General features: G+C 71.7%; 12 protein-coding genes and 1 riboswitch. Of the genes, 2 read left to right on the top strand and 10 right to left on the bottom strand.

All coding sequences use genetic code 11. The annotated features are described in order from the left end of the window. Positions 1–247: 247 nt before the first annotated feature. The 5 genes from ACIF9R_RS31875 to ACIF9R_RS31855 form a co-directional block, all read right to left on the bottom strand. Entirely contained in the window at positions 248–1,438 is a 1,191-nt protein-coding gene (locus ACIF9R_RS31875) for a hypothetical protein (RefSeq protein WP_399985886.1), read from the bottom strand. 33 nt (positions 1,439–1,471) lie between these two features. After that, complete coding sequence (locus tag ACIF9R_RS31870; RefSeq protein ID WP_399985885.1) at positions 1,472–2,482, bottom strand: NlpC/P60 family protein; 1,011 nt, start codon at positions 2,480–2,482, stop codon at positions 1,472–1,474. A gap of 225 nt (positions 2,483–2,707) precedes the next feature. Continuing rightward, positions 2,708–3,748, bottom strand: a complete 1,041-nt coding sequence (locus ACIF9R_RS31865) for an NlpC/P60 family protein (RefSeq protein ID WP_399985884.1) — start codon at positions 3,746–3,748, stop codon at positions 2,708–2,710. 232 nt (positions 3,749–3,980) lie between these two features. Further along, entirely contained in the window at positions 3,981–5,324 is a 1,344-nt protein-coding gene (locus ACIF9R_RS31860) for an NYN domain-containing protein (protein ID WP_399985883.1), read from the bottom strand. A 103-nt stretch (positions 5,325–5,427) separates the two neighbouring features. Then, positions 5,428–5,667: a hypothetical protein gene (locus ACIF9R_RS31855; RefSeq protein ID WP_399985882.1), complete on the bottom strand. Its 240-nt coding sequence runs from the start codon at positions 5,665–5,667 to the stop codon at positions 5,428–5,430. A 158-nt stretch (positions 5,668–5,825) separates the two neighbouring features. On the opposite strand from ACIF9R_RS31855, the gene ACIF9R_RS31850 reads away from it, so the two are divergent. Together ACIF9R_RS31850 and ACIF9R_RS31845 are read left to right on the top strand one after the other, a co-directional pair. Then, on the top strand, positions 5,826–6,560 hold the full coding sequence (locus tag ACIF9R_RS31850; RefSeq protein WP_399985881.1) for a rhomboid family intramembrane serine protease: 735 nt from the start codon (positions 5,826–5,828) through the stop codon (positions 6,558–6,560). Further along, positions 6,557–6,838 carry an Lrp/AsnC family transcriptional regulator gene (locus ACIF9R_RS31845; protein ID WP_399985880.1) on the top strand — a complete coding sequence of 94 codons (282 nt, stop codon included), beginning with the start codon at positions 6,557–6,559 and terminating at the stop codon, positions 6,836–6,838. Before ACIF9R_RS31850 ends, ACIF9R_RS31845 begins: the two co-directional genes overlap by 4 nt. Before the next feature lie 184 nt (positions 6,839–7,022). Here ACIF9R_RS31845 and ACIF9R_RS31840 read toward each other — a convergent pair whose 3' ends face one another. From ACIF9R_RS31840 to ACIF9R_RS31820, 5 genes are all read right to left on the bottom strand, one after another. Beyond that, a complete protein-coding gene (locus tag ACIF9R_RS31840; RefSeq protein WP_399985879.1) occupies positions 7,023–8,396 on the bottom strand; it encodes an aminotransferase class V-fold PLP-dependent enzyme in 1,374 nt (457 codons plus the stop codon). Positions 8,397–8,560: 164 nt separating this feature from the next. Further along, a riboswitch (SAM riboswitch) is annotated at positions 8,561–8,677 on the bottom strand. A gap of 397 nt (positions 8,678–9,074) precedes the next feature. Next, on the bottom strand, positions 9,075–10,139 hold the full coding sequence (trpD, locus tag ACIF9R_RS31835) for an anthranilate phosphoribosyltransferase (RefSeq protein WP_399985878.1): 1,065 nt from the start codon (positions 10,137–10,139) through the stop codon (positions 9,075–9,077). A 156-nt stretch (positions 10,140–10,295) separates the two neighbouring features. Further along, the gene (locus ACIF9R_RS31830; RefSeq protein WP_399985877.1) at positions 10,296–11,933 is read right to left on the bottom strand and encodes a cytochrome bc complex cytochrome b subunit; all 1,638 of its coding nucleotides are present in this window, start codon (positions 11,931–11,933) and stop codon (positions 10,296–10,298) included. Next, positions 11,930–12,988: a Rieske 2Fe-2S domain-containing protein gene (locus ACIF9R_RS31825; protein ID WP_399985876.1), complete on the bottom strand. Its 1,059-nt coding sequence runs from the start codon at positions 12,986–12,988 to the stop codon at positions 11,930–11,932. Before ACIF9R_RS31825 ends, ACIF9R_RS31830 begins: the two co-directional genes overlap by 4 nt. After that, a complete protein-coding gene (locus tag ACIF9R_RS31820; RefSeq protein WP_399985875.1) occupies positions 12,985–13,797 on the bottom strand; it encodes a c-type cytochrome in 813 nt (270 codons plus the stop codon). Before ACIF9R_RS31820 ends, ACIF9R_RS31825 begins: the two co-directional genes overlap by 4 nt. Between the last annotated feature and the right edge of the window lie 5 nt (positions 13,798–13,802).

The raw sequence follows: 13,802 nt of genomic DNA, 5'->3' as shown, positions 1-13,802 counted from the left end.
GCCGTCGCGCCCACCCGTGCCGCCCCAGCGGCACGACTGCCCGCGGAGGCGGCGGGCAGGCGGAGGCCGCGGGAGCGGGGGGAGCGGGGGGAGCGGGGTCGCGGGGCCGCGGGCGCGGCGGGAGCGGCGGGCGGGGGGCTGCCGTAGCCGCGGGAGCGGCGGGCGGCGGGGGCTGCCGTAGCCGCGGGAGCGGCGGGCGGCGGGGGCTGCCGTAGCCGCGGGAGCGGCGGGCGGCGGGGGCTGGGGGTCAGGTCAGGGTGGTGTGCAGGTAGTCGTGCCACTGGAGGGTGAAGGCCTCCGGGGTGGTGTCGAGGACCTTGTGCAGGGCTGTCTCGACCGCGCCCTCGCGGGACGCGTGCGCGCCCACCATGCGGTAGAACGCGCGGAGGCGCTCCTCGCCCCAGTGCTCGGCGATCATGCGGCAGGCCAGCCAGCCGCCCTCGTAGGCCCGGGCCAGGCCGTCCGCGTCGCCGGAGAAGCCGAAGTCCTCGTCCTCCGGCAGGGCGCCCGGCACCTCCCCCTGGCTCACCGCGTAGGCGAGCTCCGGTGCGGTCTCGGCGGGGTCGCGGTCGCCGCCGCGGTAGCCGACCCAGTCGGCGAACCCTTCGGACAGCCACAGCGGGGTCGACGCGGTGGTGTGGGCACGGGTGGCGACGTGTGCGGTCTCATGGGTGAGGACGACCTGCCGGCCGGAGTCGCCGAGCAGTCCGAAGGCGTCCGGGTTGACGATGACGCGGTCCGCCGGCGCGGGCCCTTCCGTGCCGATGGCGCCGGTGGTGACCGCCGCGATCCCCCGGTAGGAGGAGGCGGGCGAGCCCAGCAGGCCCGCCATGCCCTCCAGGGACGCCGGGACGAGGACGACGACCCGGCGGGTCCACCCCGGGCCCCAGGCGTCGGTCACGGCGGGCACCGCGCGGTCCGCCAGCTCGGCGTAGTCACGCAGTTTCCCGGCGGGCTGCCCGACGCCCAGCACCAGGCTCCGCTCGCCCCGGACGGCGCGCGCCGGACCCTGGTCCCACAGCTGCTGGCCTGACGTGCGCGCGGGGCGGTCGGCGTCGACGGACCAGTCGCCGTCCCGGTCCCGGCTCAGGCTCAGGGAGCGGGCCGTGACGACCGGGGACCGGTCGTGGCCCTCGACGCGGTAGCGCAGGTCGGCGGAGGCGGTGGCGTGGTCGCCGGTGCGGTCCAGGGCGGTGACTCGGTAGGACCAGTCCGCGAGCGGTACCGCGCGCAGGTTGTCGAACCCGGCCCGGGTGCCGGTACCGGCGTAGGCGGCGGCGTCCCGGTCGAGGACGGCCTCCGCGCGCCGGTCGAGGAGCGACTGCACCTCCGCGCGGGCGCCGTCGACGGCAGGTCCGCCGCCGCACGAGACCAGGGCGACCAGCAGCAGACACAGCGCCACCACCGACGCCCCCGACACCCGCCTTCGACCCGCCACCTTTCCGAGGGTACGGGCGCCGGGCCGTCCCGGTCAGACCCTGGTGACCGACGAGATGGGCATCATCCCGACCGGGTCGTAGCGCACCGGGGCGCCGGGGTAGGGCGCGTGGATCACCTGTCCGTTGCCCATGTACATCCCGACGTGGGAGGCGTCGGAGCGGTAGACGACCAGGTCACCGGGGCGGGCCTCGGAGAGCGGGACCTGCCGGCCGGCGTACCGCTGCGCCTGCGAGGTGCGGGGCAGGGCGACCCCTGCCTGGGCGTACGACCACTGGGTGAGCCCGGAGCAGTCGAATCCGGTGGGGCCGTTGGCGCCCCAGACGTAGGGCCTGCCGAGGGCCGAGCGGGCGGCGGCGACGGCGGCGGCCGCCCGGCCCGAGTAGGGCACGGGGGCGGGGCCGAGGAGGTCCGTGCGGGCGGAGCGGGTGGCGCGGTCCCAGGCGGCGCGTTCACCGGCGGGAAGGGAACCCAGCAGCCGGCGCGCTTCGCCGAGTTTGCGCTCGACGGTCCGTTTGTGGGCGGCGGCGGCCTTGCGGCTCTTCTGCAACGCGCCGAGCCGGCCGGCGGCCTCCGCGCGGTCCTGGGCGAGGGAGCGCAGGGCGCCCCGGAGCCTGCTCAGCTCGCCGGCCTGGTGGACGGTGATCCGGTCGAGGACGGAGGCCTTCTCGAGGTAGTCCTCCGGGCCGTCGGAGAGCAGCAGGGCGAGGGCGGGTTCCAGGCCGCCCGAGCGGTACTGGGCTCCGGCGAGCGAACCCAGCGACTCCCGCATGGTGTTGACGCGCTGCTGCTTGCGGGCGATCCCGTCCTGGAGGGCGGTGATCTGCCGACGCAGGCCGTCGGCGCGCTCCTCGGCCGCGTTGTACGCCTCGGTCGCCTTCTCCGCCTCCTGGTAGAGGCGGTCCACATCGGCCCGGGTGTCGTGCGGGGCCGCCGCGGACGGTACCGCGCCGAGGGCGGTGGCCGCCGCTGACAGCAGGCCGAGGGCGACGACGGTACTCCGGTCGGGCCCGGATGACGGTGCGGTACGGCGATGGGACCCCACGGGAAGCCGCGCTCCTTCCGCTGGCGGACAGGGAAACGCGGCAGACAGTAGCGTCGGCGGCGGCGGGCGGACCAACCGCCGAGGCACGCACATACGGTGACGCCCCGCCTGTGACCTGCGTCGAAGGCGGGGCGTGGGGTCGGCAGGCACCGGTGCGATTCCCTCTAACGGGCGCACCGGAAGGCCGAAACCGGAAGGCCGAAACCGGAAGGCCGGACGTGACCGCTAGACGCGGACGCCGAACATGAACGGGCCGCCGATGGTGTTCATCGACTCGTAGCGCACGACGGTGCCGCTGCGGGGGGCGTGGAGGATCTGGCCGTTGCCCGCGTAGAGGCCCACGTGGTGCAGGTCGTTGAAGAAGAACACCAGGTCGCCGACCTTGAGGTCGCCGACCGAGTAGATCCTGGTGCCCGCGCCGGTCTGCGCCTCGGAGGTGCGCGGGATGCCGACGCCGGCCTGCGCGTACGCCCAGGAGGTGAGACCGGAGCAGTCGAAGGAGGACGGGCCGGTGGCGCCGTAGACGTACGGGGTGCCGAGCTTGCTCTGCGCGGCGGCGAAGGCGGCGGCGGCGCGGCCGGAGCCGGCCGGGACGTTGACGGAGAGGGCGTCGCGCTCGCTGGTGCGGGTGGCGCGGTTCTGCTCCTCGGCGAGCTGGGCCTTCTCCTCGGCGGTGAGGCTGTTGAGCAGCTTCTGCGCGGAGGAGAGTTTGCCCTGGACTTCCTTCTTCTTCTTGCCCAGTTCGGTGCGGGTGGAGGCGAGGTCCTTGAGCTTCTCGGACGCCTCGGAGCGCTGCTGGGCGAGTTCGCGCTGCTTCTCCTGGATCTTCTTCAGCGCGTCGACCTGCTGGGTGCTCAACTGGTCGAGGGTGGACGCCTTGTCGAGGTAGTCGTCCGGGTCGGCGGAGAGGAAGAGCTGCAGCGAGGGGTCTATGCCGCCGCTGCGGTACTGGGCGCTGGCCATCGAACCGAGGCCGTCGCGCAGTTCGTTGAGCTCCTGCTGGCCCTTGGCGACGTTGTCCTGGATCGTGGAGATCTCCTTCTGGAGCTTCTCCTGCTTCTCCTTGGCGCCGTTGTACTTCTCGGTGGCCTGTTCCGCCTGCTCGTAGAGCTTGTCGACCTTGGCCTTGACCTCGTCCTTGCTCGGCTTCTCGCTGGGAGCGGCGTTCGCGGCCTGCGAGCTCATGACGACGGCAGCTGCGGCAGCGGTGGTGAGCACGGTCACGCGTGCGCGGCTCGGCTGCTTGGGACGACGGTGGGACGCCACGGAGACGAGCTCCTTCTCGAGAGTGATCGCGCGAGCGAGGGTTCGAAGGGAGACCCTAGTGATGTTCTTGTGATCAGTTCAAATCCCCGGACCGAAAATCTCCGTTACAGCGGGTTTATTTGCCCTCAACTCACCTGCAGTGATCCCCGATTGACGCTACGTTGCGTGACGGTTCCGTCAATTCGGGCAATCGACCTTGTACGTTGCACGAGGGACGGATGTGCATCAGATACTAGGAAAGCCTCTTGAGGAGGACCGCCGACGCGACGGGGCGTGCACCCGCGCGCGCGACCCCGTCGGCGACCTCGCGGTCGGTGGAGGCGACGATGACGGGCCGTCCCGGCGGCTCGGCGCGTACCAGCCGGCGGATGAGCTCGTCGGCGGTGACGCCCGGCTTGGAGAACAGCACCCGCACCCCGCGCGGCGGTGCGAGCAGCACCGGCGCGGCCAGTTCGGCGCCGTCGAAGACACAGGTGACCTCGGCGCCGGTCTGCGCGGCGAGCTGGGCGAGCTGGCCCAGCAGGCGCAGGCGCTGCTTCTCGAGGGGCATCTGGGGATAGCCGGTCTTGGTGACGTTGTAGCCGTCGACGACGAGGTGCGCCTGCGGCAGTGCCAGCAGCTGGTCGACGATGGCCGGGTCGTTCTCGGAGAGCGCGCGGGCGGCGATGTCCTTCGGGGTCATGCGACCCGGTTCCACGGCGTCCACGGTCTCGGCGGGCCGGACGGACACGGGTGGCAGTGCCAGCTCACGGCGGAGCCCCTGGGCGGCGTCCAGCACGGTGTCCAGCAGCAGCCGTACCCGCATGTCCTCGACGCTGCGGCCCTCCCGGGCCGCCCTGCGGGCGGCCTCCAGGGCGGCCTCGGTCTCCCCCAGGCGGGCCTTGAGGCGCCGGCCCTCGCTCTCGGCGGCCGACACCTGGGCCTGCCCCTCGGCGCGCACGGCGTCCATCTCTCCGCGCAGTTTGCGCACGGCGGCCTCGCCGCGCTTGACGTCGCTGAGGGCGGAGCGCAGCTTGCGGTGGAGCGACTCGGTCTCCTTCTTCGCCGCTTCCAGCTCGGAGCGCAGCCGCTCGGTCTCGGCCTTGACCTGCTCGCGGGCCCGGGCGAGTTCGGCGCGCATCCGTTCCAGCTCGGCGCGGTTCTCCTCGTCGACGCGCTCGGCGTCGGCGCGCTGGGCCTCCTCGCCGGCGGCGGTCACCAGTTTGACCCAGCCGACCGGGCGGAGTACATAGGCCGCGGCCGCCACGTCGAGCGGGTCCGCGGCCGGGGGCGGGGAGCCGGAGTCGAGGGCGCCGGTCAGTTCCGGCTGGGCCTCTCTGAGCTTCTCCCCGATCCGCTGCCGGAACAGCGGATCGGTCTCCAGCGACGCCGCCATCGCGTTGCCGGCGAACTTGGCGCGGCGGTTCGGCGCGAACCGGGCGTACTGCCTGAGCTGGGCGGGCAGCTCGGTGACCGTGAGCCCGCCGAAGCCGTCGGCGACGATCTGGACGACCCGGCGGCGCACGCCGTCGGGCAGCGGACGGTCGAGCACCTCGGCGGCGCCGTCCTGCGGCCCCCCGCCCGTGGTCTCCACCATCCGTCACACCCCAATACCTGTGCGCGGCCCCGGTGCGGGGTCGCCGTCAGCGGGGCCCTCCCCCACTCTCGGCTTCGCTCGAGCGGGAGGGACCCCCTTCGCTTCAGGAGCCGGCGCCCGGCCTGTCCACGAGTTCCACCTGGTCCACGGCGTTGCACCAGCGGCACCGCACCGACTCGATCGTCTCATCGAGCACCTCGCGCTCCTCGACCCTGGGCTCTCCGGCCAGGTCGAGGTGGACGTACTCGACGACCTTCGACGAGCGGGTCACGTCGAAGCGGGTGAGATTGCCGCACAGGGTGCAGCGCCACCGCGTCGCGGCCGTCGGCAGAGGAACCGTCATCGTGGCTGTTCGCCTTCCTTCCAGTGTCCTGGACACACCGGGCTCACCGGCGCGTCATGGCACGTAACCCTACGGCCTGCCGGGTCCCCGCCGCCCGCCCGTCCACGGCGGCGAGGCGGTATGCATGGTTACGTCCGGTTGCGTCATGCTCTGTGTCCATGATCCGCAACTGGAGCGCGTCGGTCGCCGCGGCGGTCCGGGGCCCCTCCGCACCGGTGACCCACTCCCTCGCCGTGCTGTGCTGCCTGGCCTTCCTGACCGGGCCGGCCTCGGGGCTCAACCCGGTGCACGGTTCCGGGGAGGAACTGCTCGCCGCGCAGAGCGCCTACTTCCGGCGCTGGGGCGTGATCCCCGCAGACCTGTTCGAAGGGTCCCCCGGGGCCGCCCTCACCCCCGCCACGGCGCTCTTCGTGCACGGCGGCTGGGTGCATCTGCTTGGCAACATGCTGTTCCTCCATGTGTTCGGGGCGATGACCGAGGCACGGATGGGCCGGTGGCGGTTCGTCCTCTGCTACGTCGGCTGCGGCTACCTGGCGCTGCTCGGGTACGCGGCGGCCGGGGCGGATTCCGAGCGGGCCCTGATCGGCGCCTCCGGGGCGATCTCGGCGGTCCTCGGCGCATTCCTCTTCCTGTTCCCCCGGGCCCGGGTGACCAGTCTTCTGCCGTTCCTGTTCTTCCTGCCGGTACGCCTGCCGGCGTGGGTGGTGCTGCCGTTCTGGGCGGCGCTGCAGTGGGCGGCGGCGGGGCAGGCGGCCGACGGGCCGGAGGTGGCCCACCTGGCGCACCTGCTGGGGTTCGGTCTCGGCTTCGGCTACGCGTGGGTGTGTCGCGGCAGGGCGACTACAGTGAAGTCCGCCCCAGCTCCGGCCCCCGAGGGAGAGAACCAGCCGTGATCACCGCGATCGTCCTCATCAAGACCAGCGTGGACCGTATCCCCGAGATCGCGGAACAGATCGCCGCGCTGGAGAGCGTCAGCGAGGTCTTCTCCGTCACCGGTACCTACGATCTGATCGCCATGGTGCGGGTCCGGGCGCACGAGGACCTGGCGGAGGTCATCCCGGGCCGGATCAGCAAGATCCCGGGTGTGGAGGGCACGGACACGCATGTGGCGTTCCGCACGTACTCGCAGCACGACCTGGAGGCGGCGTTCGCCATCGGCCTGGACAGCTAGGCACTCCGCCGGGGGGTCTCGCCCCCGCCGCCCCTTCCCAGTCCCGTCCCCGGGGGCGCTGCCCCCGGACCCCCGCTCCTCAAACGCCGGAGGGGCTCATGGCAGCCCCTCCGGCGTTTGAGGAGCGGGGTCTGGGGCGGAGCCCCAGTTTTGGGACGGGAAGGGGCGGCGGGGGCGAAGACCGTCATCCCCGGGCCGGGGCGTCCGGGACGCAGCGGCCGTCCTGCGTGCGGTAGGTCCAGCGGGCCCCGTCGCGGACGAGTTCACGCACCGCCCGTACGAAACGCTCCACGTGCTCGTCGGGCGTACCGGCACCGAAGCTGACACGGATGGCGCTGAGGGACTTCCCGCCGGCGGCCGCGTCCGGCGCCCCGCACTCCCCCGCGGCCCCCCGCTCGCCCCCGAGCAGCCTGCGCACCAGCGGGTGGGCGCAGAACAGCCCGTCACGTACACCGATGCCGTACTCGGCGGACAGCGCGGCGGCGAGGTGGGAGCTGTTCCAGCCCTCGACGACGAAGGACAGCACACCGACGCGCGGGGCGTCGTCCCCGAACAGCGACAGGAACCGCACCTCGGGAACGTCGGCGAGCCCCTCCCGCACCGCGCGGACCAGCGCCTCCTCCCGCGCGGCCAGCGCCTCGAAGCCGGCCTCGGTGAGCGCCTCGCAGGCGGAGGCGATGGCATGGGCGCCGATGACGTTGGGCGATCCCGCCTCGTGACGGGCGACGCCGTCGTGCCACTCCACGTCCACTCCCCCGTCCGCGCCCCGGGTGACCTTCCGGCTGGCGCCACCGCCCGCGAGGTAGGGCTCGGCCGCACGCAGCCAGTCGGACCGGCCGGCCAGCACACCGGAGCCGAAGGGGGCGTACAGCTTGTGACCGGAGAAGGCCACCCAGTCGACGTCCAGGTCGCGCACGCTCACCGCGTGATGCGGGGCGAGCTGCGCGGCGTCCAGCACGATGCGGGCGCCGTGCGCGTGCGCGGCGGCGGCGAGTTCCCGGACGGGCCACAGCTCGCCGGTGACGTTGGAGGCGCCGGTGACACAGACCAGGGCCGGGCCGTACGGGGCGCGCCCGGCGAGGGCGCGTTCCAGGGTCGTCACGGCCTGGCCGGGGCTGTCGGGGGCGTCGAGGCAGGTGACGCGGGCGGCCCGCCAGGGCAGCAGGGAGGCGTGGTGCTCGGTCTCGAAGACGAAGACCTCACAGCCGTCGGGGAGCGCGGCGGCGAGCAGGTTGAGTGAGTCGGTGGTGGACCGGGTGAAGACCACCTGGTCGTCGGTGCGGCAGTCCAGGAACCCGGCGACGGTGCGGCGGGCGTTCTCGAACAGCTCGGTGGAGAGCTGGGAGAGGTACCCGGCGCCCCGGTGGACACTGCCGTAGTACGGCGCGTACGCGGCCACGTCGTCCCACACCCGCTGGAGGGCGGGGGCGCTGGCGGCGTAGTCGAGGGCGGCGTAGGTGACCTCGCCACCGGTGACGAGGGGGACGGTGACGTCCCGGCCCAGTACGGGCAGCGGGGCCAGGACGGACGGGGCGACGGCAAGGGTGGAAACGGACATGGCGGAACTCCCGGTGAGACAGGCGGAACTCCCGCGCGAGCGGACGGCGCTCGAGCGCGGAAGGTGAAGGGAATGAGGGTGCGCGGAGGCGGGGCTCGGCGGCCCTAGAACATTCGCTGGCTCACAGAAGGCTCCTCGACGACCAGGACCCCTGGTGTACGAGGGGTCCGCGCTTGCCGTAGACCTCGCTGCCTACGGCCTGGTCTTCACCCGGGGCACCCCGCCACGGACGGAGGGTTGCCGGACAGCCGGCCGGGGCCTTATGGCTGTCACTCATGACCTGGGGAGGACGCTATGCGAAGTGATCGACGCCCCGCAACCCGTGTCCGGATTACGGGACTTCCCCGCTCGGGGCGGCAGGGTCCGCTCCGCGGGTCGACCGAAGTGACCCGTCCCGGTGAACGCCCGGCCCCATCCACCGCCCTGGTACCGCCCGTGCGCGTCGCGGTCGCTCCCACCCACCGCACCGCGCCGCACCCTCGGTGGGCGCTACGCGTCACCGACCGCCACCCAACACCCCACGACCCGCCTGCCGACCCCCGGCTCGACCGCCCCGGCCGTCCTAGCCAGCCCGGCGCGCAGCTGTCCCGTCAGGCTGCCGGAGCCGGGCTCCGGGACCCCCGGCGCGCCCGCCGAAACCAACACGCACCCCGCCGCGCCCCGCACCCCCGGCAAGGGCTACGCGTTACTGACCGCCACCCAGCGCTCCAGGACCCGCTTCGCGCCGCCCGAGTCGATCGCCTCGGCCGCCTTCGCCATCCCGGCGCGGAGCTGCTCCGTCAGGGTGCCGGAGCAGGGCTCCAGGGCCACCAGCGCGGCCGCCGCGTTCAGCAGCACCGCGTCCCGTACCGGGCCCCGTTCTCCGTCCAGCAGCCGACGGGCGACCTCCGCGTTGTAGGAGGCGTCGGCGCCACGCAGGGCCTCCACGGGCACCAGCTCGATGCCCACCTCGCGCGGGTCGAAGGTCTGCTCGTCGACCTTGCCGTCGCGGACCACCCACACCCTGGAGGTGGCGGTGGTGGTCAGCTCGTCCAGGCCGTCGTCGCCGCGGAACACCAGCGAGGAGTGGCCGCGCCCGGCGAAGACCCCGGCCATGATGGGCGCCATCCGGGGGTCGGCGACCCCGACCGCCTGGGCCTTGACCTGGGCCGGGTTGGCCAACGGGCCGAGGAAGTTGAACACCGTGCGGATGCCCAGCTGGCCGCGCGCGGCGGCCACATGGCGCAGCGCCGGGTGGAACTTCACCGCGAAGCAGAAGGTGATCCCGGCCTCCTCGGCGACCTCGGCGACCCGGCGCGGGGTCAGCTCCAGATTGACGCCGAGCTTCTCCAGGACGTCGGAGGCGCCGGACGCGGAGGAGGCGGCCCGGTTGCCGTGCTTGACGACCTTCGCGCCCGTGCCGGCCACGACGATCGAGGACATCGTGGAGATGTTCACCGTCTTGGCGCCGTCGCCGCCGGTGCCGACGATGTCGACGGTCGCGCCCGGCACCTCGATCACATGGGCGTGGTCGTACATGGCGCGTACACAGCCGGTGATCTCGTCGACGGTCTCGCCCTTGGCCCGCAGGGCGACCGCGAAGCCGGCGATCTGCGCGTCGGTCGCCTCGCCACGCATGATCAGGTCCATCGCCCAGGCGGTGTCGTCGGCGGACAGGTCCCGGCCGTCCAGCAGTCCGTTCAGCACGGCGGGCCAGGAGCGGCCCGCCGCGGTGTCGCCTCCAGCGGGGGTCACAGCGCTCATGGCCGCTCCTGATGGTCGTAGAAGAGTCCCGGGATACCGGACGCGGTCCCGGGCTCCACCCTATCCAGCTCCGGGGACGGCGAAGGGCCCCCGTCCGCAGAACGGACGGGGGCCCTTCGCCGTCGTGTGGCGACTGGGGTGGTGCGCTGAAGGTGATCAGTGGTGGCCGTGGCCGCTCGAGATCTCCTTGTACTCCTCGACGGTCGCCTTCGGAATCTGGGATTCCCCGCCGTAGTACCCCTTGCTGAGCTTGGCGCGCAGCTTCTCGCTCATCTTCACCTTGCGCCGGACGCCGTTCTCGTCGACCTCCGGGCCGAGCTCGAGCGGCTTGTACTGCTCGTGCGCGGTGAGGGTGTGCAGCTGCTCCTGGCTGAGCGGCTCGTGGACCTCGATGAACTCGCCGTGCGGCAGACGCTTGATGATGCCCGACTCACGGCCGTGCAGCACCTTGTCCTTGTCCCGGCGCTGGAGGCCGAGGCAGATCCGCTTGGTGACGATGAACGCCACGACCGGCGCGACGAAGAACGCGATCCGTACGAACCAGGTGATGGCGTTGATCGACAGGTGGAAGTGGGTGGCCCACAGGTCGTTGCCACCACCGACGAGGAGCACGAAGTACAGCGTGATCCAGGCGACGCCGAAGGCGGTCCGCGTCGGGGCGTTGCGCGGGCGGTCCAGGATGTGGTGCTCGCGCTTGTCGCCGGTGACCCAGGACTCGATGAACGGGTACACCGCGATGGCCACCAGGACCAGCGGGAAGATCAGCAGCGGGATGAACACACCCAGGACGAGCGTGTGACCCCAGAAGTTGATCTCCCAGCCCGGCATGACACGGATCAGGCCCTCGGAGAAGCCCATGTACCAGTCCGGCTGGGCGCCGGTGGAGACCATGTCCGGCCGGTAGGGGCCGATGTTCCAGATGGGGTTGATCGTGGCGATCGCGGAGACGACCGCGAGCACACCGAAGACCAGGAAGAAGAAGCCTCCGGCCTTGGCCATGTACACCGGCAGCAGCGGCATGCCCACGACGTTCTTGTTGGTCTTGCCGGGGCCCGCGAACTGCGTGTGCTTGTGGTAGAAGACCAGGATCAGGTGGGCCACCACGAGCCCGAGCATGATGCCCGGCAACAGCAGGACGTGGACCGAGAAGAACCGGGCGACGAAGTCGTCCCCGGGGAACTCGCCGCCGAAGAGGAAGAACGACAGGTACGTGCCGACGATCGGCACGGACAGGACCGCGCCCTCCATGAAGCGGATACCGGTGCCGGAGAGCAGGTCGTCCGGGAGCGAGTAACCGGTGAAACCGGTGAACATGCCGAGGACGAACAGCAGGAAGCCGAACAGCCAGTTGATCTCACGCGGCTTGCGGAACGCGCCGGTGAAGAACACGCGCATCATGTGCACGAACATGCCGGCCAGGAAGACCAGCGCGGCCCAGTGGTGGATCTGCCGGATCAGCAGACCGCCACGGACGTCGAAGCTGATGTCCAGCGTCGACTTGTAGGCCTCACTCATCAGCTGGCCCTGCATGGGCACGTACGAGCCGTGGTACTCCACCTCGTTCATCGACGGGTGGAAGAACAGCGTCAGGTACACACCCGTGAGGATGATGATGATGAAGCTGTAGAGGCAGATCTCACCCAGCATGAACGACCAGTGGTCGGGGAAGATCTTCCGCATGTTGGCCTTGGCCAGGGAGTAGATCCCCAGCCGGCCGTCGGCCCAGTCGGCGACCTTTTCGCCGGCCGGTGCCTTCCCGCGCGAGCGGGACTCGGGGGTCGTTGCAGTACTCATCCGCGCTCCCAGAAGGCAGGACCGACGGGCTCGTCGAAGTCGCCGAGCGCTTCGAGGTAGCCCTCGTCGTTCACGCCGATGCGCAGCTGCGGCAGGGCGTGACCGGCGGGACCGAAGATCACCTTGGCACCGTCGGAGAGGTCGAAGGTGGACTGGTGACAGGGGCACAGCGCGTGATGCGTCTGCTGCTCGTACAGGGAGATCGGGCAACCGACGTGGGTGCAGATCTTCGAGTAGGCGAGGATCCCCTCGTGCGACCACTCCAGGGCCTGCTTGTCCTTGATGTCGTCCGGCTGGATGCGGACCAGCATCAGGGCTGCCTTGGCGATCTCGGTCATGAAGCCGTGGTCGTGCTCCTCCAGGCCCTCGGGCTTGGCGAAGGCGAGCGAGCCCACGGTGATGTCGGACGGCCGCAGCGGCTCGTTGGTGTTCATGTTGACCAGGAGCTTGCCCTTGGACCACATGGTCTCGCGCAGCTTGGTCCCGGGCAGCGGCCCGAGGTCGCGCAGCAGCACCACTCCGGAGAGCGGGAACAGGGCGAGCGCCCCGAACATCGTGTTGCGGATCAGCTTGCGGCGGCCGAGCGCCGACTCCTTGGCACCCTGGCGGAAGTCGTCCATGACCTTCGCCTTGACCTCCGGGGAGGCCTCGATCGGGTGACGCTCGTCGGTGAGCTCGTGGTCCGACATCAGCGTGCGGGCCCAGTGGACCGCGCCGGCGCCGATGGCGAACAGGGCGACACCGAGGGTCATACCGAGCGCGAAGTTCAGCGCGCTGATGTGACCGAGCGGGAAGATGTAGACGGACTTGTCGACCGGGATCGTCACATACGAGGCGATGAAGCCGACGGTGGCCAGCATCGACACGGTGAACAGCAGGGCGACCGTGCGCTCGGACCGCTTGGCGGCCCGCTCGTCGAGGTCCTGGATCCGGTGCTCGTGGGGCGGCAGGCCCGGGTCGGCGAACGGGTTCTTCTCGTCCGCGAGCTTCACCGAGCCGGGAGCGGCGTCCTGCGCTGCGGGCAGGTTCTCTTCTGGAATGTCTTGGCTACTCATGACTTCTTGGCCTTTGCGGTCCGAGCGGCGACCCAGACGGCGACCGCGATCAGCGCGCCGAGTCCGAAGACCCACGCGAACAGACCCTCCGAGACCGGGCCGAGTCCGCCGAGCGCGAGTCCACCGGGGCTCTCGGACTCATCGCTGTTGACCGCGTGCAGGTACGCGATGATGTCCTTCTTGTTCTGCTCCGGCAGCACGCCGTCGGGGAAGGACGGCATGTTCTGCGGGCCGGTGAGCATGGCCTGGTAGATGTGCTTCGGCGCGACGTCCGCGAGGTCCGGGGCGTACTTGCCGTTCGTGAGCGCACCGCCCTTGCCGGTGAAGTTGTGGCACTGGGCGCAGTTGTTGCGGAACAGTTCACCGCCCTTGGCGATGTCGGCACCCTCGGGGCCGTACTGCTCCTCGGTGGGGACGGCCGGGCCGGCACCCAGGGAGGCGATGTACGCGGCCAGCTGGTCGATCTCGGCCTGGCTGTAGGTGCCCGGCTTCTTGGGCACCTGCGCGCCCTGCGAGGTGGCGGCCGGCATACGGCCGGTGCTCACCTGGAAGTCGACCGCGGCGGCGCCCACGCCCACCAGGCTCGGACCGTCGGAGGAGCCCTGACCGCCGGTGCCGTGGCAGCTGGCGCAGCCGACCGCGTAGAGCTTCTTGCCCTCCTCGATCGTGAGGGACTGGGCTGTTTCGTCGGCCTGCGCCTTGTCCGCGGGTGCGAACACGGCGTAGAGCCCCCCGGTGCATGCCAGCGCGAGGAGTAGGACGACGAGCGCCGCCAGCGGGTGGCGTCGTCGTGCGGAGAGCTTTTTCACGGATT

This window comes from Streptomyces sp. NPDC086080 (genome assembly GCF_044540255.1).
Classification (GTDB): Bacteria; Actinomycetota; Actinomycetes; order Streptomycetales; family Streptomycetaceae; genus Streptomyces.
This window is presented reverse-complemented; position numbering and strand designations above follow the sequence as displayed.